26 protein-coding genes are annotated in these 25843 nt (G+C 34.5%); 10 read left to right on the top strand and 16 right to left on the bottom strand.

Annotated elements, in window-relative coordinates; translation table 11 throughout:
• Nucleotides 1-83 precede the first annotated feature (83 nt).
• The 3 genes from FC091_RS12750 to FC091_RS12740 all read left to right on the top strand — a co-directional run bounded on the left by FC091_RS12750 (nucleotide 84) and on the right by FC091_RS12740 (nucleotide 3793).
• Nucleotides 84-2699, top strand: coding sequence for a T9SS type A sorting domain-containing protein (locus FC091_RS12750; protein WP_138434650.1), 2616 nt, complete (start codon nucleotides 84-86; stop codon nucleotides 2697-2699).
• A 165-nt stretch (nucleotides 2700-2864) separates the two neighbouring features.
• Entirely contained in the window at nucleotides 2865-3275 is a 411-nt protein-coding gene (locus tag FC091_RS12745) for a hypothetical protein (protein ID WP_138434649.1), read from the top strand.
• Nucleotides 3272-3793 carry a nuclear transport factor 2 family protein gene (locus tag FC091_RS12740; protein WP_138434648.1) on the top strand — a complete coding sequence of 174 codons (522 nt, stop codon included), beginning with the start codon at nucleotides 3272-3274 and terminating at the stop codon, nucleotides 3791-3793. The genes FC091_RS12745 and FC091_RS12740 overlap by 4 nt, the downstream gene beginning before the upstream one ends.
• Nucleotides 3794-3848: 55 nt before the next feature.
• Here the strand turns inward: FC091_RS12740 and FC091_RS12735 are convergent, their stop codons facing one another.
• From FC091_RS12735 to FC091_RS12720, 4 genes are all read right to left on the bottom strand, one after another.
• Nucleotides 3849-4535: a peptidoglycan DD-metalloendopeptidase family protein gene (locus FC091_RS12735; protein WP_138434647.1), complete on the bottom strand. Its 687-nt coding sequence runs from the start codon at nucleotides 4533-4535 to the stop codon at nucleotides 3849-3851.
• Nucleotides 4536-4666: 131 nt separating this feature from the next.
• Nucleotides 4667-6238, bottom strand: a complete 1572-nt coding sequence (locus FC091_RS12730; RefSeq protein ID WP_138434646.1) for a hypothetical protein — start codon at nucleotides 6236-6238, stop codon at nucleotides 4667-4669.
• 51 nt (nucleotides 6239-6289) lie between these two features.
• On the bottom strand, nucleotides 6290-6856 hold the full coding sequence (locus FC091_RS12725) for a hypothetical protein (RefSeq protein ID WP_138434645.1): 567 nt from the start codon (nucleotides 6854-6856) through the stop codon (nucleotides 6290-6292).
• Nucleotides 6840-7337: an RNA polymerase sigma factor gene (locus FC091_RS12720; RefSeq protein WP_246035911.1), complete on the bottom strand. Its 498-nt coding sequence runs from the start codon at nucleotides 7335-7337 to the stop codon at nucleotides 6840-6842. The genes FC091_RS12725 and FC091_RS12720 overlap by 17 nt, the downstream gene beginning before the upstream one ends.
• A 274-nt stretch (nucleotides 7338-7611) precedes the next feature.
• Between FC091_RS12720 and FC091_RS12715 the strand changes: the two genes are divergently transcribed.
• From FC091_RS12715 to FC091_RS12695, 5 genes are all read left to right on the top strand, one after another.
• Complete coding sequence (locus FC091_RS12715) at nucleotides 7612-8175, top strand: DUF2911 domain-containing protein (protein ID WP_171032522.1); 564 nt, start codon at nucleotides 7612-7614, stop codon at nucleotides 8173-8175.
• A 12-nt stretch (nucleotides 8176-8187) separates the two neighbouring features.
• A complete protein-coding gene (meaB, locus tag FC091_RS12710) occupies nucleotides 8188-9273 on the top strand; it encodes a methylmalonyl Co-A mutase-associated GTPase MeaB (protein WP_138434643.1) in 1086 nt (361 codons plus the stop codon).
• Nucleotides 9274-9352: 79 nt separating this feature from the next.
• The gene (locus FC091_RS12705) at nucleotides 9353-10069 is read left to right on the top strand and encodes a glycosyltransferase family 2 protein (protein WP_138434642.1); all 717 of its coding nucleotides are present in this window, start codon (nucleotides 9353-9355) and stop codon (nucleotides 10067-10069) included.
• Nucleotides 10070-10154: 85 nt separating this feature from the next.
• Nucleotides 10155-10778, top strand: a complete 624-nt coding sequence (locus FC091_RS12700; RefSeq protein WP_138434641.1) for a lipid-A-disaccharide synthase N-terminal domain-containing protein — start codon at nucleotides 10155-10157, stop codon at nucleotides 10776-10778.
• Nucleotides 10771-12390, top strand: a complete 1620-nt coding sequence (locus FC091_RS12695; protein WP_138434640.1) for an ArnT family glycosyltransferase — start codon at nucleotides 10771-10773, stop codon at nucleotides 12388-12390. The genes FC091_RS12700 and FC091_RS12695 overlap by 8 nt, the downstream gene beginning before the upstream one ends.
• Nucleotides 12391-12529: 139 nt before the next feature.
• Here the strand turns inward: FC091_RS12695 and FC091_RS12690 are convergent, their stop codons facing one another.
• The 12 genes from FC091_RS12690 to FC091_RS12635 all read right to left on the bottom strand — a co-directional run bounded on the left by FC091_RS12690 (nucleotide 12530) and on the right by FC091_RS12635 (nucleotide 23118).
• Complete coding sequence (locus FC091_RS12690) at nucleotides 12530-13096, bottom strand: phosphatase PAP2 family protein (RefSeq protein WP_138434639.1); 567 nt, start codon at nucleotides 13094-13096, stop codon at nucleotides 12530-12532.
• Entirely contained in the window at nucleotides 13096-13326 is a 231-nt protein-coding gene (locus FC091_RS12685; protein WP_138434638.1) for a hypothetical protein, read from the bottom strand. The genes FC091_RS12690 and FC091_RS12685 overlap by 1 nt, the downstream gene beginning before the upstream one ends.
• Nucleotides 13327-13708: 382 nt before the next feature.
• A complete protein-coding gene (locus FC091_RS12680) occupies nucleotides 13709-14002 on the bottom strand; it encodes a GIY-YIG nuclease family protein (RefSeq protein ID WP_138434637.1) in 294 nt (97 codons plus the stop codon).
• Nucleotides 14003-14390: 388 nt separating this feature from the next.
• Nucleotides 14391-15770 (bottom strand): MATE family efflux transporter, encoded by a 1380-nt coding sequence (locus FC091_RS12675; protein ID WP_138434636.1) that lies wholly within the window; start codon nucleotides 15768-15770, stop codon nucleotides 14391-14393.
• Nucleotides 15771-15868: 98 nt separating this feature from the next.
• Entirely contained in the window at nucleotides 15869-16390 is a 522-nt protein-coding gene (locus tag FC091_RS12670; RefSeq protein WP_138434635.1) for a hypothetical protein, read from the bottom strand.
• A gap of 132 nt (nucleotides 16391-16522) precedes the next feature.
• Nucleotides 16523-17014 carry a hypothetical protein gene (locus tag FC091_RS12665; protein ID WP_138434634.1) on the bottom strand — a complete coding sequence of 164 codons (492 nt, stop codon included), beginning with the start codon at nucleotides 17012-17014 and terminating at the stop codon, nucleotides 16523-16525.
• Nucleotides 17007-17687 (bottom strand): HupE/UreJ family protein, encoded by a 681-nt coding sequence (locus FC091_RS12660; protein WP_138434633.1) that lies wholly within the window; start codon nucleotides 17685-17687, stop codon nucleotides 17007-17009. The genes FC091_RS12665 and FC091_RS12660 overlap by 8 nt, the downstream gene beginning before the upstream one ends.
• Entirely contained in the window at nucleotides 17687-18892 is a 1206-nt protein-coding gene (locus tag FC091_RS12655) for a DUF4198 domain-containing protein (protein ID WP_138434632.1), read from the bottom strand. The genes FC091_RS12660 and FC091_RS12655 overlap by 1 nt, the downstream gene beginning before the upstream one ends.
• 21 nt (nucleotides 18893-18913) lie before the next feature.
• A complete protein-coding gene (locus tag FC091_RS12650; protein WP_138434631.1) occupies nucleotides 18914-19855 on the bottom strand; it encodes an NAD(P)H-dependent flavin oxidoreductase in 942 nt (313 codons plus the stop codon).
• 309 nt (nucleotides 19856-20164) lie between these two features.
• Nucleotides 20165-20458, bottom strand: a complete 294-nt coding sequence (locus tag FC091_RS12645; protein ID WP_138434737.1) for a GIY-YIG nuclease family protein — start codon at nucleotides 20456-20458, stop codon at nucleotides 20165-20167.
• 469 nt (nucleotides 20459-20927) lie between these two features.
• Entirely contained in the window at nucleotides 20928-22115 is a 1188-nt protein-coding gene (mnmA, locus tag FC091_RS12640; RefSeq protein ID WP_138434630.1) for a tRNA 2-thiouridine(34) synthase MnmA, read from the bottom strand.
• Nucleotides 22116-22410: 295 nt separating this feature from the next.
• The gene (locus tag FC091_RS12635; protein WP_138434629.1) at nucleotides 22411-23118 is read right to left on the bottom strand and encodes a toxin-antitoxin system YwqK family antitoxin; all 708 of its coding nucleotides are present in this window, start codon (nucleotides 23116-23118) and stop codon (nucleotides 22411-22413) included.
• Nucleotides 23119-23185: 67 nt separating this feature from the next.
• Between FC091_RS12635 and FC091_RS12630 the strand changes: the two genes are divergently transcribed.
• Both FC091_RS12630 and FC091_RS12625 read left to right on the top strand, forming a co-directional pair.
• Complete coding sequence (locus FC091_RS12630; RefSeq protein WP_138434628.1) at nucleotides 23186-24634, top strand: fasciclin domain-containing protein; 1449 nt, start codon at nucleotides 23186-23188, stop codon at nucleotides 24632-24634.
• A gap of 174 nt (nucleotides 24635-24808) precedes the next feature.
• The gene (locus tag FC091_RS12625) at nucleotides 24809-25825 is read left to right on the top strand and encodes a fasciclin domain-containing protein (RefSeq protein ID WP_138434627.1); all 1017 of its coding nucleotides are present in this window, start codon (nucleotides 24809-24811) and stop codon (nucleotides 25823-25825) included.
• Nucleotides 25826-25843: the final 18 nt, after the last annotated feature.

The following is a 25843-nucleotide window of genomic DNA, read 5'->3' as shown; positions in this document are numbered from 1 at the left end:
GTTCAAAACAAAAAATAGATTTATTATCATTAGATTTGAGAGTAACATTCTAATTGTTGAATTAGAAGCTATTAAACTTATATATGCGCAAAATTACTTTCATTATCTTGTTAATCACATCGTTTGGTTTTACTCAAAATATTCAATTTAATGATCCTGATTTACTCTTTTACCTAACTTCCAGAAATTGTGTAGATACAGATGGTGACGGCTCTGTAGATTCTACAGCTGATTTTAATAATGATGGTGAAATTCAGTTAACGGAAGCTGAACAAGTGCTGTATTTTAGTTTTACTACTCTAGCCCATAGTATAGACGATATTGGAGGTTTTGAAAATTTTAGTAACCTCCTCCATCTCGAAGTTACAACTATAGACATTACGTATTTAGACTTAAGTGTTTGGCCAACTTTAGAATCGGTAAGATTATCTTCTACAGATATTGAAACTTATGTGTTTAACAACCCAAATCTAACCGAATTTCGTTTACAAAATACTGGTTTTAATGATCCACTTTTTGATTTAACAAATTTACCCAACTTAGAATATGTAAGAGTTCAGAGTTACCATTTAACAGACAATCTAGTTTTTGGAACGCACAATAATCTTGAGGAATTAAGAATCCTTGCGGGCGAGTACAGTTCACTTAACTTATCTGGTATGCCAAATTTAAAATATCTCACAATAGCAGATTTTACAGGTTCTACTTTAAATATTTCTAACAACACAATTCTAGAAGAATTTATTTTTAGATATACAGATAATTTAACATCGCTAACTGGCAGTGATGCTTCTGGTGCTTTGGGAACATTAGATTTTCAGCAAGATAATGCTTCTAGCGATCCTTCAAACCTTGATTTAGCATTTAATAATCAAGCATTGGTTGATGTGACTATACGTGGAGCTAATTCGGTATCAATTGCAAATAACACGGTTAATATTGGCGAAATTGGGGCATATTTTATTGATGAATCCTTTAGCCTTACAAACAGTAATTTTGCTTATATCGATAGTTCGTTAGATGCCTCTTTTCAATTAAACAGTATTACCTCCGATGATATCATCTTTGATAATATTGAAGGACTACGGTTTTTTCAACTTAGCAATTTAACAACAAATGTACCTTTAGATTTATCTACAACAATATCTGAGCGTGTTACGTTGAATAACTCTAGCCTTACTGAACTCAACCTAAAAAATGGTAATGACCTTCAGTATTTTAGTAATGGCTATGACAGTAACATTCAGTTTATATGTGTTGATAGCGGTGAACTTAGTGTAGTTGAGAATGGTTATAACAACACAGACTTTCCTGCTGTTATACATCCTTACTGTACGTTTGTTTTGGGTGGTGATTATTATGAAGTAACTGGTGATATTTCAGTAGATTTAGGTAATGGTTGCGCAGTGCCAAATGGACCACTATTTGATGTTCAGTTTACAGTTACAGATAATACAAATTCCGATATCTTTTATGGCAATACCTCTAACACTTATTCTTATACATTACCAGAAGGTAACCATACACTGAGTAGCCTATTGGTTAATTCAGATTTTTTGACTGTTAGTCCTTCAGTAATAAATTTAAATTTTCCTGATGATGGTTCGCCAGTAGTACAGGATTTTTGCATTTCGGCAAATGGTGTTCATAACGATTTAGACGTTATTATTGTACCCATAGAACCAGCTAGACCAGGTTTTGATGTGCCTTACAAACTTATTTACAGCAACAAAGGAAATACAACACTTTCTGGTAGTGTTGATTTTAGCTTTGATAATGATTACATGGACTTTGTTTCTGCAGTACCTAATATCGATTTACAAAACCAAGGAAATTTATCTTGGAATTTCACTGACCTTTTACCTTTTGAAAATCGTGAGATTGACTTTGTTTTAAACATAAACGAGCCAATAGATCCTAATTACCCAGTAAATAGTGGAGATATACTAGAATTTAACGCCTCTATTCTTCCTTTAGACACTGACGAAACACCAGAAGATAATATTTTTACACTCAACCAAGAGGCTGTTAATTCATTTGATCCTAATGATATTACTTGCTTAGAAGGCAATAGTATTTTGCCTGAAAACGTTGGTGATGATGTATATTATTTAATACGGTTTGAAAACACAGGAACTGCAGATGCCATTAATATTGTTGTAAAAGACAATATTGATTTGTCTAAATATGATATAAGTTCATTAGTGCCAATGAATGCTAGCCACAACTTCTCAACCAGAATAACAAATGGTAATACTGTTGAATTTATATTCGAGAATATAAACTTGCCTTTTGACGATGCTAATAATGATGGCTATGTATTATTCAAAATAAAAACATTGAATTCTTTAGTACTTGGTGATAGTTTTAGTAATGAAGCTGAGATTTATTTCGATTATAATTTCCCTATTGTAACTAATAACGAAACCACAATAGTTGAAAATAATCTAAGCCTCAAAGACTTTGATGAATCCAATTCCATAAAACTATATCCTAATCCTACTAACAGCTATTTTAATATTAAAACATTTAATAACATTAGTATCGATTACATTGAGATCATTGATATTTCCGGAAAAACAATTACTAAGTACACAACACAAGACGTCTATGATATTTCACATTTATATTCTGGACTCTATTTTGTGAAAATTGGCTCTAACAATAGAGAAACAACCAAAAAACTTATTAAACTATAGTTTTTAGACGATTAAATAAAATTCCTTGTTTATGACTTATAAATAAGAATACGATTTGTCTTTTATGCTCAGAATCTAAAGTATAGACACGATTAGGTTTAGTGCATTAAAAGCATTTTTGTTTTTTTTGACTAACTTAAACCCACTAACTAAACTAAAACTATCATGAGAAATGTATTAGCAACAATTGCTGGGTTTGTAGCTGCATCAGCTACTGTTTTTATTATCGAAACACTTTTAGGTCACACACTTTTTCCGCTTCCAGAAGGAGCAAATGCTATGGATATGGAATGGCTAAAAGCCAATATGGACAAAATACCTACAGGATCTAAAATTATGGTTGTTATAGCGCATTTTGCTGGGCCAATTGTTGGCATGTACATTGCAGCCTTAATCTCTAAAACGAGTATGATTCCATCTTATATTATTGGTGGATTGATGCTATTAGCTACCTTTTCTAACATTATTATGCTTCCAAAAGAACTTTGGTTTTCAGCTTCTGATGGTATCCTTGTAATAGTAGCTTTCTTAATTGGCAAGCATTTAGCCGAGAAACAAATTAATATGGCATCATGAAAACACTCATTACTATATTTTTTGTTTGTTTGACTGTTGTTTTTGGTTTCTCTCAAACCAAAACAAATTTAGAAGACATCAATACTACTTGGGAAAAATTTTATACAGCTTTTGAAACCCTTGATTATACGCTAATGGCAGAAATCCATTCTGAAGATTTGGTTAGAGTTTCTGGCGGAAAGCGTATTTTAGATTACGACACTTACATAAACAATTATAAAGCCGGTTTTGAACGTGATAAAGCAGCAGGACAAACAAGCACTATTTCTCTCCGCTTTTTTGAACGCATAAACAATGATACTAATGCTAGCGAGAGAGGTATTTATAAACTAGTTAGAAATAAAGGTACGGACAATGAAAAAGCCTACTACGGACAATTTCATGTACTCTTAAAAAAGAGTAAAGGCACTTGGAAAATAACAATGGATTATGATTCTTCTGAAGGCGGAACAATAGATGAAGACCAATACCAAGAGGCTTTTGCTATTGATGATTTTGAAAAATTCACGTCTAACTAGTTCTCGATACATCTCGACATGTCGTCGAGACACTCGAACTGACACATTTATATCATCAATCTAACTTAAGAAGTAGATTTGGGTCTGGACAATTCGTTTTATAAAATTCTAAATCCAATCGATTACTTACTCCTGGATAATCTCCCTTATAATTTTGAATATCCCTTATAATCTGAAAATGTAAATGTGGCGCATAGTCTCCATTAACCTCAGCAGTGCCTAAAGTTGCTATTCGTTGTCCTTGCTTCACTTCTACTCCAACTTTTAAACTTTGAATAGACGTTAAACTTAAATGACCGTATAGTGTAAAAAACGTTTCGTTTTCAATATGATGCTCCAAAATTAGTGTTGGTCCATAATCACCATAATTAGTATTGTTGTTAAAACTATGAACCTTTCCTTCTAAAGGTGCATAAACAGCTGTACCTGCTTCTATCCATAGATCTAATCCTAAATGAATATTGCGTTCTTCTTCTGGTTTATTTGTATTAAAATAATCACTACGATTATAAATACCTCTTTGTTCTAAATAACCACCAAAGGCCACTTTAGCATTATTGCTTTTTAAATGATTCCAGATATATGCTTCTAAAGCTTTAGAAGATGATACGTCAACACTATCTAATTCTTTATTATGAATAGATAAATCCAGTGGCACATAAGCATTCTTAGAAATCTTAGGGTGAATCAAAGGATGTGCTTGAAGCGATTTTAGAAATTCTTCAAAAGAAGATAAGGTCATAAAAAAACAAAATTTCCACAAAAATAAGAATCTATTTTAATGGAAAACAGGAAGAAATGTTACTAAGCCAAGAATGTAACTAATAAAGATTCTGAAATAAATTCAGAATGGCAGATTTAACTTTTTAATGGTTAATTCATAATAACATTACTAAACTTAGCATTAACGACGATGCTTCTGTCAGAACTTTGGCCATCAGGATAATTTCTAATCGTTTTTTGTGTCGTAGCTTTATTATTGAATTTTGAGCGATTACCCTTGAAATACATACTATAATCTATATTTTGCGGTAAGTTGATAAAAGCATCACTATTCTCTAAAACTAAATTGAGATTTTTAAACGTCTCTTCTAGATTAGAAATGGTAAGATCACCAAAACTACCATCAATGATACCAGTTTCGGTTAAGGTTTCAATATTAATATTAGAAGATTTAGCATTTAACACCAAGTTCTTTGCATTTTTAATCTGAGCTTTATCGACATAATTAAGATTTAAAGTACCTAAATTCCAAGAATTAATAACTACTGGCGAATAAGATACATTGATGGAGGTATCTCCTCCATCAATGTTGTCTGCTACCAAAAAGGCGTGAGAAATATCTCCTTGTAGGTTATAAATAACCGAAGATATTTTTAACTTACCATGTCTTATATTGGTTTTTAATTTCGCTTTTTTAGGGATTTTTATTTTAATTACTTTTCTTAGACTGTTACTTTGGCTAGGCGTTAGATATCTAACCAAACTTGGTTTTTTTTGTTTTTGCACACCCTTTTTTCGTTCTTCAATGCGTCTTTCCAAAGCTTTCTTACGAATTTCCCTTTTAGCATCTAAAAATGCTTCACGCTCAATTTTTTTCGCTGTTCGTTCGGAAATTCGATTATTTAACTCAGCTTGTCGCTCCATTAATTCTGCTTGTCGTTCCATTTGTTGGCCAAAGCGTTCTCCCCAAGCTTCCATTTTCTCTTCCCATTCCTTGCCAAACTTCTCACCAAATTCTTCTCCCCATTTTTCCATCTCTTTGGCATACTTTTCACCAAATTCTTCTCCCCATTTTTCCATTTTTTCCTGGTATCCAGACTCAGCAAACTTTTTTGCCCATTCTTCCATACGTTTCTGAAGCTCCTTACCACCTTCTTTTTCGTAACGCTTGCTCCATTCCTCAAGGTATTTTTGCCCGTCCTTCTGGTATCTATCGTAATCAAACTTAATAGTTTTTATACCTTCTGGCAATTCAGGTAACTCAGGAAATTCTGGCATCTCTGGTAATTCTGGCATCTTCGGCATAGCAGCTAATTCTGGAATTTCAGGTAGTACAATGACTTCAGGAATTTCTGGAAAATCTGCCAACTCAAACTCTAAGTCCTTCAATAATGCAGAATAGTCTCCTTCTCCCATAAAGGCTAATGCTCGTCCACCATGAGAAGAAATCACAACCTTATTATTAGAACCATCAACTTTGAGATTCCATCCTTCAAGAGCTTTTTCTAACTCTGCGTCAGATAGTTTATCGCTTTCTAAATACGCTTCAATTTCTACGACATCTCTGTTCCATGTATCGATTTCAATTTCGGCATAACTGGTGTTTAAGTCTACCACAACATCTTTATCTACCTTAATAGACTGTGATATTTTACTTAACTTTTTTTGTGCATAACCAAATGTGGTTAACAAGCACAACACTAAAACTCTAATTGTGTTCATGATTTTTTTGATTTAACTGTTCGTTTTTTGATTTATGAATTTTTGATTTGATTACGTAATTTCTTGTTCAAAGGCATCGTCATTAAACTCTTCTAGCTTATCTTTTAGACGCATTACAAGGTTTAATCTCAGCTTTAAATTTTCTATAAGCGCATCTAAGGTTACAGAGTTTGGACCGTTTTCGTTAAGTTCTTCTAATAATTTATCGTATTCTTTATTTAACTCTTGAAGTCTCAACACATAGCCATCAAACAATTCTTTGTTTTGTGGTGTTAACTCTACTTTAGACAATTCTAAATTGATACTAGCCAAATAGTAATCCTCCACTTTTTTTAGGTCTGGTGATACATCGCCAAGCGTCTTTAAATCTGTATCTACAATTTCTTGCTTTGGCTCTACAACATTAGGTGTTTGAAAATACTTGTAAGCGCCAAAACTCAATCCTAGTAGCACAACTACACTTGCCGCGATATTTAAAAAACTAAATCCACTCGATTTCTTCTCTATTGGCAATTCTTTATCTAGCTTCTCAAAAAAGCGTGCTTCATGATCTTGAGACATTTTTGCGCGCTGTGCCAACCTATCTTTCTCAAATAAATTTCTAAGATCTTGTGCCATTTTTTTCTGTTTTTAATACGGTTTGTAACTTTTGTTTTCCTCTGGATAATTGTGTCCGCGAAGCCACTTCAGAAATATTTAATATCTCTGAGATTTCACTGTGATCATAACCTTCAATTAAATAGAGCATGACGACATATCTATATTTTTCGGGCAATTCTTCAATTGCTGTTTTTACATCTTCAATAGTAATATCATCATCAACCAACCACTCTTTTTCATCTTTTGCATCAACCACATTAAGATGATGTTCTTCCAATTCTATCAATCGTTGTTTTTTAGATTTTAAAACATCAATACATCTATTCACAACGATGCGTTTTAGCCAAGCACCAAAACTTACTTCGGCTCTATATTGATCTAATCTAGAAAATGCTTTTATAAAAGCTTCCTGCACAATATCTTCGGCCTCCATGGTATCTTTCACAAATCGAAGTGCCACGATAAGCATGCCATCACAATATTGCTTGTACAATTGCATTTGCGCTTGCCTGTCATTCTGTTTGCATTTTTCAACAATATGAATCTGAAACGTATTGATGATTAATTGTTTTTGGTTGATCTCACTTTAAAGACGACACAAATTTTTGAGTGTTGCAAAAAATTTCAAAAAAAGTTTGATTTTATAAGATTTGCTTAAAATTCTGCGTTCTGTTCTATAAATTTAGGGAATTGAATTATCTTTATTTTTTAAAACAAGTTGAAGCACATTCAGCACAAATAAATTAGCTAAAAACTGCTTAAGAAAATTCACTATGCTAAAACGCATTCTTATTGTTCTGTCAATAATAGCTTTGGGTCTACTATTGTATTCTGTTTTTGTTGAAAATATTTTTTCTCCAAGGCTCAGCCCAAAGGATACCGCAAAAATAACCCTAAACGACTTAAAACTTCAAGTAGAGTACAACAGGCCATCAAAACGCGAACGTGATATTTTTGGTGCCCTTGTCCCTTTTAACAAGGTTTGGAGAACTGGTGCCAACGAGGCCACTACATTTGAAACCAATGAGGATTTAATGATTGATGGTATGTTACTAAAAAAAGGTAAATATACGCTTTGGACTGTACCAATGGAAAATTCTTGGAAGGTAATGTTCAACACCAAACAGTATCAATGGGGAGTTAATGAAAAAATGGAACCAATGTGGGACCCTAATTATGATGCCATTGAAATTGAAGTCCCTAAGCAAAGTATTGATGAAACTGTAGAAAAATTCACTATTGCTTTTGATAATAAAACTGGTAACTTAAAGCTTACCATGGCTTGGGATCAGACATTGATTGAAATTCCGATGCAGATCTATCCACACAAACACTAACAATGCTAGACTGTGGCTAAAAAGGATGAAACATATAAATCTGCTTTACACGAGCAAGATGGTATAGAACCACCTGAAATTCTAAGTACCAATTCTGCAAACTTTATAAAAGCCAAACGCAAAAAGCAACCGTCGGTTGAGGATTTAGTAAAAGGAATTACCTCAGGAAATATTACAGATTTAAGTAGAGCCATTACTTTGGTAGAAAGTACTAACCAGATGCATACCCAAAAGGCTCACAACATTATTACTGCTTGTTTACCTTATGCTAACCAATCTGTAAGAATTGGTATTACTGGAGTTCCTGGTGTTGGTAAGAGTACATTTATTGAAGCTTTTGGCAGTTATCTAACAAGCATTGGCAGAAAGGTAGCTGTACTCGCTGTTGACCCAAGTAGTAGTCTAAGTAAAGGTAGTATCCTTGGTGATAAAACCAGAATGGAAGATTTGGTAAAAGACAAAAACGCTTTCATTAGGCCTTCTCCTTCTGGAGATTCACTTGGTGGTGTGGCCAGAAAAACCAGAGAGACCATTATCCTCTGTGAAGCCGCTGGATTTGATACTATTATTATAGAAACTGTTGGTGTTGGACAAAGCGAAACTGCTGTGCACAGTATGGTCGATTTCTTTTTGTTATTAAAGCTTGCTGGTGCTGGTGATGAACTACAAGGTATAAAACGAGGCATAATAGAAATGGCTGATGCTATTGTTATTAATAAAGCGGATGGAGATAACTTAAAGGCAGCTAAATCTGCTAAAGTAGAATTTAATAGAGCCTTGCGTTTGTATCCTGAAAAAGCGTCTGGTTGGTCACCAAAAGTATCACTTTGCAGCGCTCTAAAACAAGAAGGCATTTCTGAAGTTTGGGAATTAATACAAGAGTACTTGAAAACCACGTCTACCAATCATTATTTTGAACACAACAGAAATAATCAAAACAAATTCTGGTTACTTCAAACCATCGAGGAACGTCTTAAATCTGACTTCTACAAATCTGAAATTATCAAAAAGGAACTTCCTGTTCAGATTAAACTCGTAGAGGAAGGAAAAACAACACCTTTTGCTGCTGCTGAGTATTTGCTCAATCTGTCAATTTAGTTGAATTTACCTTAAACCATCAAGGTTTTCTCCGTAATACTAAAAAAGCATACTTTTGTGCCAGAAATTGTATCAATACATGAATTACAAATTAACCATCATAGTACCTGTTTATAATGAAGAGGATAATCTAGAGCGTGTTGAAACAGAGCTTTCAAACTATTTAAAGATTGCTTCTGTACCAACTTGTATTTTATTTGTAAATGATGGTTCTAAAGATAAAAGCCAAGCTATGATTGAAGCTATTTGCAATCGTAACGACGCCTTTGACTATGTACTTTTTAAAGAAAATCGCGGTTTAAGTGCTGCTATAAAAGCTGGCTTTGATTATGCTGATACTGAACTTGTTGGCTACATTGACTCAGACTTACAAACCTCTCCTGAGGATTTTAATTTATTATTAGATCATATTAATGACAACGAATTAGTAACTGGTGTACGTGCCGATCGCAAGGATTCTTTTGTTAAGAATATGTCTTCCAAGATTGCCAATGGCATTAGACGTGCGTTTACCAAAGATGGTATGGATGATACAGGTTGTCCTCTTAAAATCATTAAGACAGACTATGCCAAGCGTATTCCAATGTTTAGAGGTTTGCATCGTTTTTTACCTGCAATGATTATGCTGCAAAATGGCAGAGCAACCCAAATACCTGTACGTCATTTTCCAAGAATAGCTGGTACCGCAAAATTTGGGCTTTGGAATCGTCTTCTTGGACCATTAATGGATTGCTTTGCCTATTTATGGATGAAGAAAAAGTACATTAATTATGATGTTGCTAAAACCAGCAAATGAAACATCAACAATTAATTATTAATCACTAATAGAAATGATAATAAGATGTTCCATGTGTCCATTAAAAGGCAATAGATATTAATACATGAAAGACTGGATCATTTATAGCATAGGATTTTTTGCGCAGATACTGTTCTCGTCTAGATTGCTCATTCAATGGGTAACTTCAGAAAAACAACGCAAGGTTATTACTCCTACGACGTTCTGGACATTAAGCCTAGTGGCGTCATTCTTGTTATTTATTTATGGATACTTACGCTTAGATTTTGCTATAATGCTTGGTCAGAGTTTAACATACTTTATTTATATCAGAAATTTACAGCTGCAAGGTCAATGGCAAAAGTTTCCTAAGCTGGTTCAGATATTATTATTTATTGTTCCGGTTCTTATTGTAATTTTCTATTACAATAACAATAAGATTGATATTGAGCTTCTATTTAAAAACGAAGCCATACCAACATGGTTGCTTATTTTAGGTATTGTAGCTCAAGTGATTTTTACGCTGCGTTTTGTATACCAATGGATTCATGCAGAACGACATAAAGAATCATCTTTACCCATGGGATTTTGGGTACTGAGTTTAATCGGCGCTTCTTTAATTTTAACTTATGCTATTATAAGACAAGATCCTGTCTTATTTGTTGGTCATCTCTTTGGTATGATCATTTATGCAAGAAACGCTTATCTTATTAGACAAAACAATGATTAAGCTCATAGAAAAATATCCTATTGTTAGCCTTTTACTCTTTGTGGTAGTTATGCTTGGCTTTACCATAGATGCAATTCCTGTGACGATAATGGAAGCTCGAAACTTTATTTCGGCAAGAGAAATGCTTACGGATAACAATTGGATTTTAACCACCATGAATGGCGAAGCACGCTACCAAAAACCACCTTTACCAACTTGGATAACGGCTTTTTTTGGTATGCTCTTCGGTATAAAATCTGTCCTCGCTTTACGTTGGCCAGCCCTTTTATTCATGGCTAGCATTGGTATTTCTACCTATCTGATTTCAAAACAATTAGAACTTACCAAATCACATAGTCTTATCAATGGTTTTATTGTGTTGAGCTCATTCTATGTTATTGGTATTACCGTTGAAGCACCTTGGGATATTTACGCTCATGGTTTTATGCTTATGGCTTTATTCCAACTCTTTATTATGCTGAAGCATCAAAAAACAAACATTATAAATAGCCTTCTGTTTGTGTTGTTTATAGCTGGTTCTGTACTCTCTAAAGGTCCAGTTTCGTTATATGTGTTGTTTTTATCTTTTGTGGTTGCTTATGGTATAGCATTTAAATTAAAAGGAAATATTTTACACTTTTTAAAGCTTATTAGCCTTTTAATTTTTGGAATTGTCATTGGTGGCTGGTGGTACATGCATGTTCGTATTGCAGATCCTGAAACATTTGCTGCCATTGCCTCAAAAGAAACCTCTAATTGGAGCAGTTATAATGTAAGACCCTTTTATTATTACTGGAGCTTTTTTGTACAAAGTGGACTGTGGACTGTTCCTGCATTTATAAGTTTACTATATCCTTATTTAAAGTCGCGCGTATCTCATCTCAAAGCCTATCGTTTTAGTTTTTTATGGACGATTATTGCTGTGATTTTATTGTCCGTAATTCCTGAAAAAAAATCACGCTACCTTATGCCAGTTTTAATTCCTCTGGCTATTAATATTGGATTTTATATTGCGTATTTAATCAGAGAGTTTAAAAACCTAAAGGATAAACGCGAAACCTATCCTGTGTACTTTCACTTTGGACTGATAGGATTAATTGGTATTTTGTTTTGGATGTCTGGCTTTTTAATTGGACCATTTTTAACAGGAACTATTTTACTAAGATTCATAGTACTATCATGCTTTTTGCTGATTATTGGAATCATAATATTCAAAAAATTAATAGTTAAAGATATTAAAACTGCTTTTTATTGTCTCCTTGCGTTTATGCTTAGCTTAGGGTTTATAGGATTACCATTAACTGAAATTCAAGCTCAATCCGACAACAAACCTATTTCAGAATTACAAGACAAGGCCATTGAATTATATCATTTAGACTATGTTGCTCCTGAAATGATTTATAATTATGGTGATAAAATTCCGAGTATTAAAGCAGAAGAAGGCTATCACATACCAATTGAAAAAACATTTTATTTATTAACAAGAACCCATCAACCAGATACGATTGAAGTCCTTTCAAAATTATATAAAATGGAATTTATAGATACGTATGACCTTAATCGTGCTTCCAAGGACTCGAGAGCCTATAATAAGCGATTGGTTAATCAGTTATACAAACTTACTCTGAAATAATAATTCTCTATTCTCGATACAGTTTTTTTTTAACTTTGACAAGCGCAGTCATAAAAAACCACTTGAACTGATAAATTATTATTCAATCGTCAGTTCGAGTTTTTCTTTAGAAAAAATATCAAGAACAAGGTTTAATAATTTAATTCAATCGCTTAAGGATATAGGTATTCAGCTTATAAAAACCAAAGCCAGCTAAAGCACCAAAAGTCATTCCTGCTAAAATATCTATCGGAAAGTGCACTCCAACATAAATACGACTGTAAGCCACTAAAAAAGCCCAAAACAACAGAATAAATATGAGGTTTTTAAAGTAAGGTCGCAAAACTAAGCCACCAAAAACAGCTGCTGCCATGGAGTTAGATGCATGACCAGAGAAAAAACTACGATTGCTACTGCATCGTTCTGCTATAAACCGTATGCTATCCTTTATTTCGTCGCAAGCACAAGGTCTAAATCGCAATACTGTACGTTTTACCAAATTAGTAGTCTGATCTGTAAATAATATCATTAAGGCAATAGTTACTATGATAAACAACAAGGCCTTCCACCCTAATTTTCTATAGATTAAAAACAGTAGTAAGGCATATAGAGGCGCAAAAGTAAATTCGTGCGTTATGGCCAACCACATGCCATCCCAAGTAGGTGAACCTAGGCCATTGAGATATACAAAAAGTTCGGTATCTAAGTCTAAAAGTTTGTCTAGCATTAGTTGTCGTCGTAACGTGCTACTTCCCTATCGTAGAACTCAGTAGCCTGCATTATATAATTTTCCATTTCGGTTTCGAGTTCTTTTTGATCGTGCTGATCGAATTCTTCAAACCACTCTACCTCATCATTTTCAAGATTGATGATAAATCTTGGAAATTCAGTATGAATAACGAATATAGCATCTTGATAATCTGTGTTATCGCCTAAGATGAATTTTGGTAATTCCATTTGTATAGTTTGAATTTTGAAGGACAAAAATACAAATTTAGTGATGAGTTCTTATACTATTTTTTGCTTTGTCATTTCTAGTAACTTATTACGCTTATGACTTCTGGATACAATCCTTCATACTTCAGGACCACTCGAAGTGACGCAATGCATAAAAATAAAACCTCAGCCGTCAGTTCGTGTGAATTTTATGACGATAGGAATAAAAATTAGTACTTCGACAAGCTCAGCAGAACTATCGAGAACTATTTTGGTAACTCAACTTCTCGATACAATCCTTCATACTTCAGGATCACTCGAAGTGACGTAAACAACAAAATTGAACCTCAATCGTCAGTTCGAGTGATTTGTGAGTATGCGAGCAAATAGTATCGAGAACTAATCAAGAGTTAAAATTCTTTTTTGCTAGATTAGGCAATTTCTCAAAGTCACCATTAATAAGCGCTTCCTTTTTAGCTCTCGACCAATTCTTAATTTGTTTCTCAGTTTTAATAGCTAAATTAATGTCTGTAAACTCAGCATAAAATACCATTTTAAAAGGTCTACGACTGTAAGTATAACTATCTTTATGTAATCCTATCGTATGTTCATTAATGCGTTTTGGAAGATTAGAAGTGATTCCTGTATAGTATGTATCATCAGCACATTTGAGTATGTAAACATAAGATTGCTTCATTTTATAAATATAGACCTTCTGGATAGTTTATTATGCTTCTTGGTTAGAAAGGTTCTCGATACATTTTTAATCTCATTACAATCGATTAAAAACACTCGAACTGACGTAACATTTAAAAATGAAACCTTAACCGTCAGTTCGAGTGATTTGCGAGTGTGCGAGCAAATAGTATCGAGAACTATTTAGACAACAAAACTTCTCGATACAATCCTTCATACTTCAGGATCACTCGAAGTGACGTAAACAACAAAATTGAACCTCTATCGTCAGTTCGAGTGAATTTTAGTTGCGTTAGCGAATAAAATTAGTACTTCGACAAGCTCAGCAGAACTATCGAGAACCTTTTAGATAACAAGACTATACAATCACTCGAAGTGACGTATCCGAGTTATTCAGCTTGTTGTGAAATCAACTTCTTCGTCAAAAAATGAAAACGTATAAACAGCAACAAAGCCGCAGCACTTAATCCAGCCAATAAGCCTAGCCAAATTCCCAAACTGCCATAGGCGTCTTCTTTGCCTAAATAGTAACTAATCGGAAACCCAATCATCCAATACGAAATAAAAGTGATGATAGTCGGAATCTTAACATCTTGCAAACCACGAAGTGCTCCAAGTGCAATAACTTGCAGACTATCACTAATCTGAAACACTGCCGAAGCCAATAATAAAGTCGCTGCAATTTTAATCACTTCAGCGGTGTCCATGGCATTGGCTGGATCGTCTAAATCGACATACAACTCTGGTAACGCTTTATGAAAAATCACAAACAACAAGGCAAAAATGACAGCGAATATAAACCCAACAAAAAAGATGGATTCTGCAATACGTTTTAGGTTTTTATAATCCTTTAATCCTTTTTGATTACCAACACGCACCATAGCCGCAACACTCAGTCCCATAGCCACCATAAAGGTCATGGATGATAAGTTAAGCGCAATCTGATTGGCAGCCTGTGCATTTTTTCCCAACAATCCACTTAGCCAAATCGCAGCTGTAAAAATGGCCACCTCAAAAAACATCTGCATCGCACTAGGCAACCCTAAGTTGGTGAGCTTTTTTAATGGTTGTTTACTGAGTTTAAAGAATTTTATATTGGTCACGTACGCTCTAGATCTGTGACGTTTTGCCAATAACCACCACAAGAAAAACAACATGGCAAATCGTGACACCAAGGTACCAACAGCCGCACCAACAATACCCATTTGTGGAAACCCAAATTTCCCAAAAATAAGCACATAGTTAATAGCGACGTTGAGAATGTTAGCCACCAACGTAGCATACATTGGATATTTGGTCAAGGACATACCATCGCTAAACTGCTTAAACGCCTGAAACACGATAAGCGGCACCAATGAAAAGGCTACCAAATCTAAATACGGAATAGCGAGCTCTACCACTTCTTCTGGCTGATCCATAACATGCATAAGCGGTTTGGCGAGCAACTCTAATAAAAACAGAAGGATACCCAAAACCGTACACAGGAAAAATCCATGCTTAAAAGCCGATTTCCCTTTCACGAAGTTTTGCTCTGTATCTGCCTCAGCCACCAAAGGTGTTATGGCTGTAGAAAAGCCAATACCCAAAGACATGGCAATAAAAATAAAGCTATTACCCAAAGACACAGCTGCCAACTCAGCCGAGCCCAATTGCCCAACCATCACATTATCTACAAAGCTCACAAAGGTATGCCCAAGCATGCCTAACATTACTGGTGATGCCAGTTTTAGGTTGTATTGAAATTCTTTGGTGTAGTTGCTTAAAACCATGCCGCGAAGGTAGTGGTTTTGGGTTTAGGTTTTAGAGTTTATTTTTTACTCGAATAGAAATTAAATAACTAGTTACAAACGAGCGCTAGCAAGGGTTTTTATTTAATTTTTTCTTTCACAAATGATATTACATTTTTAAACTCTATTTCTCCAATCTCTGATTTTCCAATAACCACAATATCACCTTGTTCTTTGTTTCTCATTAAAAGCAAATTTGATTTTACGATTTTATATTCTTGGAAATCATTCCATTCAGTTTTGGTTTCGGAAAAGTCATCAGTAAAAACTAAACAGTCCTTGTTAAATTCAAAAATGCCGTATTTTGGAATTTCATTTTCTTTATCTATTAATGCCTTTATACGACTCATATAGTCGTTTTTTAAATTATGATACTTCTTATTATAAGTGTAAAAATTGTAGAATGAAAAAAGAGAGAAAGCAAGGAATAAAAAACCTAAATTACCTTTTCCAATAATTATGAAAATACCTAAGCATATAAAAATTATAAACCAAAATAGTGCCTCTTTACTTTTCCTATAAGAATCAGAGAAAACATAAGGAAATGTTATTTTGGTTTGCAGATAATAAAGTTCTAAGTCAAAAGGTATTTCGTATCTCAATTGATTTTTTTTAATGAGTTCAGTTGATTTATTAAGTTTCTTTCAATGATTTATATCCACCGATAAGCGAAGTTCGTTGTTTTAAGTCAACAAGTCAATACGTAACGTTACGTATTTTTCAATTTAATTTTATTATGTATTCTGTCTACTTGTTACGTTTAAAACGAGAGATTTCCATATTACAGCAAAACCTAAAATTAAAAAAAAGAGGCCACTAATTAAAAAAGTAGACTTAGTACTTTCACCAAGTAGTTGGCTGAAATATTCTATCTTCCAAGTTAAATAAGGTGACACAAAAAACAAGGTACGTGTAAAAATCAATGTCAATATTAAGATGACTAAATTATTTATGATACCAACTTTGTACTTTCTATTTAAAAGCAGAACTAAAATTATAAACACAAGCGCAATCAGAATCTTGCTATATAAATGATTGGCTAGAAACTCACCCAAACGTGCTTCTGTTATGGTTTGATAAGTATTAGTGGATTTACCTAAAAGAGCATCCCATTCTTCGGCATTGTAGGCCACATACAACCTGTATATTCCTGTAAATACAAACTGTAATCCAAAGCATTGTAATAGTATTAAAACAAAGTCAAATTTGCCTAATAATTTACCCATGTCCATTAAAATAACCAAAAAGTTGGTATATAAACAGCGCTATTCCTGCCAATACCAAGTACCAATTGACAGCTTTATAAAACGCAGGGAACTGTTTGCGTTTTCGAGACTGTGTAATGATAAACACAATTGGTATTAAAGCTAATACCTGACCAATTTCTACTCCTAAGTTAAAACACAAAATTTTTGCCAACACCTGTTCTTCACCAATTTCAAAAGATTGTAATCGGGTTGATAAGCCAAAACCATGAATCAGTCCAAAAAGACCTACCATAAGCAGTAGGTTTGGTACTTTTAATTTCAGTTTTTGAAAGCCACCTAAGTTTTCAAATCCCTTATACAAAACACTTAAAGCAATAACAGCATCTACTAAGTGTTCATTTGCCGTAATACCAGAATACGTAGCTCCTATTAGAGTGATACAATGGCCAATTGTAAATACTGTTATAAATTTTAGAATGTCTTTAAAGCTACTTAGATAAAATACCACACCAGCCAAAAAAAGCAGGTGATCGTAACCGGTAAGCATATGCGTTGCTCCTACTTGAATATATGCCCATAAACCACCATTGCGCAAAAGCTCTTGATCTGCGTTTGTAACACCATGTGCAAATCCAAAAAGTGGAAGCAACACTACTAATAGCGGTAAAAGCCGCCTTAAGCTCAAAACCATTAGCTGTCCTTTTTTCTAAAGATGAAAAATAACACACCAATGAACGCTACACTGCCTAAAATGAACATCCAAATTGGGATGCCGTCTTCATGATCGTGGTCATGGTTGTGTGTATGTGTATCAGCATTATGTGCATGGCTTACCTCAAAAGTTAAAGTTGCCCATTTAGACCGATGTGTTAATTCATCGCTGTCTGCAACTCTAGTCATATGAATAGTTCTAAGGTAGTAAATGCCATCTTCTGGTAAATCTACGGTAACAATACCTTTGTCATTAGTGCGTAATTGCTGTCCACTGGTATGGGAATGTGGCTTTTCTTCTTCGGCATTATGCGAATGCTTATGTTCATTAGTATCATGTGCATGTTTATGTGAATGAACTTCACCATCGTGTTTATGCTCATGACTGTGGGCTTCACTTGTACTAGAACTATGCTCGTGGCTGTGGTCGCCATCATCATGTGAGTGTTCATGTGAATGGGTTTTATCCTCTTGACTATGTTTGTGAGTATTTTCATCGTGAGAATGCGCGTGAGCACCTTTAACAGCGTCTACAAAAACAAGTTGATTGGCTAAAGGCTTTCCATCCAACAGCAATTGAACATCGAGTTGCTCACCTGTGTGTTTCTCATAAGGGTTTGCCATGGGAACAAACTCAATAGGATAACCCAAAACTGTTTTCCAATCATCAGTCTTTACATCACCGACTTGATAAATAGCCTTAACGTGCTTTTGGTAATTCTCAACCACATCTTGGTCTAACAAGCTATCCGCAGTACGTTGTTTGAGCATATCCAAAACACCATCGCTTTTAAGATATTTATTGAATTTCTCTGCTGTAAGTTCAATATTTCTGGCTTTAGTAGAAACACCTGCTACATAAGTTCCTGCATCACCTGTATTAAAGGTTAATTTTGTAATCGTACTATCTTGGTCTTGCCATTGCTCTGGATCAATAGGTACTCGATTTCCATGCGAAACTATGGACGCATCCAACATTCGATCGCGAGCAATAGTATTGTCACTTTTCTCAAAAGTACCGTTATATAGGTTTAAAACCGCTTCTTGATTCGGCTCTAAAAAATAGGTTTCTAATTTTATATACAAATCATGACTGCAGAATAAGACAAGCGCAGCCAAAAAATAAAAAGGCTTGAAAAGTTTACTAGTTATTAACGCTGTTAGTTTTGTTTTATTAAGTTTCATTGCTATAGTTGTTATGAATTATCAAAGTGCTATAATATTTTGTTTGGCTTCCTCAAACTCTTTTACCATTTCATTTACAATGTCTGTAACGGGTTTAATGTCGTGGATAAGACCTGCGATTTGACCAATTTCGAGTTCGCCATCATCCAAGTCACCTTCAAACATACCTCGTTTGGCTCTGGCGCGTCCAAGTAGTTCTTTAAGCTGCTCTGGTGTTGGTGCGGTTTTATAAAGTTCTTGCACCTCATTGTAAAACTTATTTTTAATGAGACGCACTGGTGCTAGTTCTTTTAAGGTCAATTGTGTATCTCCTTCTTTAGCATCCACCACTACTTGTTTAAAAGCTTGGTGCGCTGAGGATTCTTCACTCGCCACAAAACGGCTGCCAACCTGTACTCCATCAGCTCCCAAAACCATACAGGCTAACATGGCTTTTCCGGTGGCGATACCACCTGCAGCAATTAATGGAATTTGCAATTGTTCTTTTACCATTGGGATTAAAGTGAGCGTGGTAGTTTCGTCTCTACCATTGTGTCCTCCTGCTTCAAAACCTTCAGCCACAACAGCATCCACACCTGCGTCTTGGGCTTTGAGCGCAAACTTTACACTACTCACCACATGCACCACAGTAATGCCTCGCTCTTGTAACCAACTGGTCCATGTTTTCGGATTTCCGGCAGAGGTGAATACAATCTTTACTCCTTCTTCAACAATGATATCCATAATCTCTTCAATGTTTGGGTATAGCATCGGCACATTCACTCCAAAAGGTTTATCCGTTGCAGCTTTGCATTTTTGAATATGCTCGCGCAACACATCTGGATACATTGAGCCTGCGCCTATTAAGCCTAAAATGCCTGCATTACTTGCTGCTGACGCGAGTCTCCAACCGCTATTCCAGATCATGCCTGCTTGTACGATTGGGTATTGTATATTGAATAATTCTGTGATTCTGTTTGCCATGAATTTTAAAATTTATAGGGTAAAGTTATGCAAAAAGATGCTGAATCAAGTTCAGCATGACAATGAATTGTTTTGATAAAATTCGTCAATTCGAGTGAATTTCACTCATTTCTATTCGTGAAATTTGTACTTCGATAAGCTCAGCACAACCATTGAGAATAATAATTTAACTACTATTAGTTCTCGATACATTTTTAATCTCATTGCAATCGATTAAAAATACTCGAACTGACGTAACACTTAAAATAAAACTTTAGCCGTCAGTTCGAGTGATTTGTGAGTGTGCGAGCAAATCGTATCGAGAACACATCAGGAGTTAAAATTCTTCTTTGCTAGATTAGGTAGTTTATCAAATTCGCCATTAATTAGAGCTTCTTTTTTAGCTCTAGACCAATTCTTAATTTGTTTCTCAGTTTTAATTGCTAAGTTAATGTCTGTGAACTCTGCATAAAATACCATTTTAAGAGGCCGACGACTGTTAGTATAACTATCTTTATGCAAACCTATTTTGTGTTCATTAATTCGTTTTTGAAGATTAGAAGTGATTCCTGTATAATAAGAATCATCAGAACATTTTAGAATGTAAACATAAGATTGTTTCATTTTATAAATATAAAACTTCTCGATATAATCCTTCATACTTCGGGATCACTCGAAGTGACGAATATAAAAACTTGCCATTCTGAACTTAATTCAAAATCTAAAACAAACTAAGATTCTCGATACATTTTTAATCTCATTACAATCGATTTAAAACACTCGAACTGACGTAACACTTAAAATAAAACTTTAGCCGTCAGTTCGAGTGATTTGCGAGTTTGCGAGCAAATCGTATCGAGAATTATTTTATCCAACAAAACTTCTCGATACAATCCTTAATTCTTCAAACTTCAGAATCACTCGAAGTGACGATTCAACACAATTTATTTAAGTGAGATTAACTACGTTGAATCTTCAATTTCCTGCTTTACTTCAACAAGCTCAGCAGAAATATCGAGAAATGTTCAGGTAAAAAGACTTCTCGATACAATTCTTCGTACCTCAGAATCACTCGAAGTGACGTTATATTTTATTAAGAAATCACACCAGAGCCTAACAATTCATCATTGTTGTACCAAGCCACAAATTGACCTTCGGTAATTGCAGATTGTTTATTCTCGAATTCCACATACAATCCTGAAGCGACTTTATGAAGTGTTGCCTTTTCTAAAGGTTGTCTGTAACGTATTCTTGCCATCACATCCATAGTTTCGTCATCGTTTAGGGCTAAATCTTCCCGAATCCAATGCAATTCGTCATTAGACACAAATAACACATTACGAAGTAAGCCAGGATGATTCTTTCCTTGACCAGTGTAAATCACGTTTTCTTCAACGTCAGTTTCAATGACAAATAATGGCTCTTTGGTACCACCAACTGCTAAACCTTTTCGCTGCCCTTTGGTAAAATAATGTGCACCTTGATGCTTGCCAACAACTTTTCCATCAGATAAGGCGTACTCTGGCTTTTTGGCTAAATATGCCAATTCACCTTCTTTTGAAGTAAACTCTGGTTGCTTTTGGTTATAAACTTCAAGGGAATCTTCTACCTCAACAATAACTCCTTCTTTTGGCTTTAATTGTTGTTGTAAAAAGTCTGGAAGCCTTACTTTACCAATAAAACATAAGCCTTGAGAATCCTTTTTCTCGGCAGTTATTAAATCTTGAGCTTTGGCTATTTCCCTAACCTCTGGCTTGGTTAATTCACCAATTGGGAATAACGCTTTTGCCAGTTGATCTTGCGACAACTGACACAAAAAGTAAGACTGGTCTTTATTGTTATCTTTTCCGGCTAAAAGCTGATGAATTTCTTTATCATCTTTTTCGATTGTAGATTTACGACAATAATGTCCTGTAGCCACATAATCTGCCCCCAAGTCCATAGCAATGTCCATAAAAACATCGAACTTAATTTCGCGATTACACAACACATCAGGATTTGGTGTGCGTCCTTTTTCGTATTCGTTAAACATATAGTCTACAATACGCTCTTTGTACTGTACGCTTAAATCTACCGTTTGAAAAGGAATACCTAATTTATCGGCTACCAACATAGCATCGTTGCTGTCTTCTAACCAAGGACATTCATCTGAAATGGTTACAGAATCATCGTGCCAGTTTTTCATAAACAAGCCAATAACTTCGTAGCCTTGCTCTTTTAAAATATAAGCTGCAACGCTAGAGTCTACACCACCTGAAAGTCCTACTATTACTCTTTTCATATCACCTTCCTGCCTAAGCAGGAATCTCTTTAATTAACTTATTTATTCATATTTCAATTAGAGTAAATCTGGGAATCGGAATTATATCAAGAACCTTCTTTAGTTCAAAAACTTCTCGATACAAAATTCCTTAAAATGGAATTTTACTCGAAGTGACGTTATGAATTAAAATTATAAACTTAATTTTAGTCTCTTACTATATCGTCTGAAAAACTTCGGCAAAATTACAAATAAAAATAGCAATCTAATGTAGACTGCTATTCCTAAAAACTATGTTATTTATAGCTTAAAGCTATTAATATTTTTTGATGACCTTATTGTTAGTATGGTCTATTTCTTTTTTAAGCTTTCCAGATTCATAATAAAACCAAATACCAGACTTTTTATCGTTGGTGTAATTGCCTTCAGAAGTTTTATTACCATCGGAATCGTAGTTAATCGTTTTACCATTTAATTCACCTTCTCTATATACAGATTGGCGAAGAAGCATTTTATTTTCTGAAAACCATTTAGACTCACCTTCTAATTTTCCATCCTTGTAATTTGTTTCTTCGGCTACTAGTCCATTTTTATAATAGACCGTTCTAACGCCTTCCAGCTTGCCTTCATCGTTGTAATGTTCTACAATCATTTTTGCGGAAGAATCTTTATGAAAAAAAACCCACTGACCAATGTAACGCTTACCGTTCATTTTGCCTTCGCTTATAACTTTCCCCTTAGAAGTGAAGAATTTTACATCAGATAAACTATCTTTTAAATTAAAGACTTTGGTGGCACTCAATACACTTTTACCTTTAGAGAGTGTGTAGTATTTAAAAGTATCTACCTCTTTACCATGAACAAACTGACCTTCGTAACGTTTTTGATTGGTTTTATGGTAGTTCTTTGTCCACATACCGTGACGTTTCCCATCCTTATCGAATTGATTTACTGGCTTTTGAGCAAAAGCGATTGTTAAAGTTATTGTAAAAAAAAGTGTGAAATAAACTTTTTGTTTAATCATTTTATATTTTTGTTAGACAAACTAATCAGGTTTGTGTAATGTTGAACAATTTTAAAAACTCAAAAAAATGAAAATTATTTCAAAAACTTTCAAATTACTGACAGTATTTCTATTGGTTTTAGGTGTAACTGGATGTAGTGACGACGACGACAACAATAGTCCAGGTGTACAATCTAATACTATCGTAGATGTTGCCTTAGCTAACGGTTTTACTTCTTTAGCTGCTGCATTAGAGGCTACAGACCTAGTGACCACTTTACAAGGTACTGGTCCTTTTACAGTGTTTGCCCCTACAAACGAGGCGTTTGATGATTTATTAAGTGCTACTGGTTTAGATCTTAGCAGTTTAACACCAGAACAAGAAGAACTTGTGACTAATATCTTGTTGAACCACGTAATAGTTGGACAAGAAATTCCTGCTTCCACTCTAATAAGCGCTGGTTCTGGATATGCTTCAACAGCCTCACCTGGACCAGTTAATGGTTCTACTATTAGTCTTTATTATAATGTAGACAATGGTGTTGTTGAACTTAATGGTGGTTCCGATGTTGTTGATGGTATTGGTGCTGATGTAACTACTCCAGACGTAATGGCATCTAACGGTATTATTCATGTAGTAGATGCTGTTATTGGATTACCAAACATTGTAGACCATGCGTTAAACAATAATAATTTTACATCACTAACTGGTGCCTTAGGATCAGAAAATTTAGTTGGTGCATTACAGGCTGATGGTCCGTTTACTGTATTTGCCCCAGACAATACTGCCTTTGGTAATTTTACAAATCCAAATTCTAATGCACTATCTAGCATTCTTTTAAATCATGTAATAGATGACTTTATTGTTGCTGCTGATTTAGTAAATGCAGTTGCAGGATACCAGAAAACCTTAGCTAATGGTCCAACAGATCTAGTTGATGATGATGCGACAAACTTAAGTCTATATTTTAACGTTGGTGATGATGTGGTTATCAATGGAGGTCCAAAAGTAGCAGCTACTGATATCGTTGGAACAAATGGCGTTATACATGTTGTAGATGCTGTTATTGATATACCAACAGTTGTTACTTTTGCTTTGGCAGATCCTAATTTTAGTAATTTAGTCGCAGCTTTATCAGAAGCAGACGGAAGTAGTGCTAATCCTATGTACATACCTACACTTCAAGGTGATGGACCTTTCACTGTATTTGCACCAAACAACCAAGCATTTGCTGACTTATTAGATGGTGCTACTGTAGCTGATTTAGATGATACACTCTTGAATAGTGTCTTAGCTCATCATGTTTCTACTGCTGGAAATGCAGTTTCAGGTGATCTCAACCCAAATGCTACAACTACTATACCAACACTCCAAGGCGATGATATAATAATTACGCTGCCAGGTACAAATGAAAACATTGCTGATGTAGAGGATGGAGCAGGAAACACTGATGTGGGCATAGTAGCTGTTGACGTACAAGCTGGTAACGGAGTTATTCACGTATTGAATAAAGTAATGCTACCATCTGCAGATTAAAAAAGAAGAATCGAGGCTGATTACCTCATTTTTATATTGATTGATTTAGTTAGTAGAAAAGCCCAGACGACTGTCTGGGCTTTTTTTTGTGCCAGATCTTAGCATTTATTTAACTCATAAAAAAGATTTTTTTGATATTTTATATATAAACATTAATTCTTTAAAACACTATAAATGAAAATCTTACACTTAAACAAAATTAAAACACATATTTTAATGCTTATAATGCTTCTATTAGTGCAAGCTTGTAGCAATGATGATGATAACAATGACGATATGCAGAATAACATTGTCAATGTTGCTATAGATAATGATCTAAACTCATTCGTGTTGGCTTTAGAACTTACAGAACTAAAATCTACACTTGAGAATTCTGGTTCTTATACAATTTTTGCACCGAATGATAATGCCTTTACAGAGTTTTTGGTAACATCCAATATAGATCTTACAAATATGAATGCCTCACAAATTGTATTTTTGAGGAATGTACTGCTCAACCATGTAGTTGCGGAAAACATATTATCCTCTTCTGAGATTACCTCATTGGGAATGGGATATTTGAAAACCGAAGCTGATGGTGTCGGTGGCAATGATATTAATTTATACTACGAAGCAAACGGTAATAATTTACGACTAAATGATGAATCTTCTGTTATTGAAGCGGATATCGTTGCATCTAACGGAATAATTCATATCGTATCTAACGTTATACCACTACCCACAATAATGACATTCATTAAGGCAGACTCCAATCTAAGTTCTCTTAATAATGTATTGACACAAGATGAACAAGAACAACTTTCAGAAACACTTATGCTTCCTGATTTAGTCTTGCCAGCTCCATTTACACTATTTGCTCCCGAAAATTCAGCTTTTTTAGGGTTTATTAACAGCAATCCAGAAATTAACAGTATTGATGATATTGATGCTGATACTTTAAATAAGATATTGCAACACCATGTTGTTGTAGAATCAAATATGAGAGCATCCGATCTGTCTAACGGTATTTCTATAGAAACTTTAGAAGGAGACTCTATTATCGTGAGCTCATCAGTCAATGACGACAATGATCAAATAAGCTTAGAAGATGGTAGTGGTAATACAGGTATTGATATTTCACAAATTAATATACAAGCAGATAATGGTGTTATTCATATTATTGAATCAGTACTAATTCCTACTATAGAGTAACAACAACTTGCATAAAAA

The organism is Winogradskyella algicola, assembly GCF_005869935.1.
In the GTDB taxonomy this organism is placed as follows: domain Bacteria; phylum Bacteroidota; class Bacteroidia; order Flavobacteriales; family Flavobacteriaceae; genus Winogradskyella; species Winogradskyella algicola.
The sequence above is the reverse complement of the archived record's forward strand: the minus strand, read 5'-3'. Positions and strand labels throughout refer to the sequence as shown.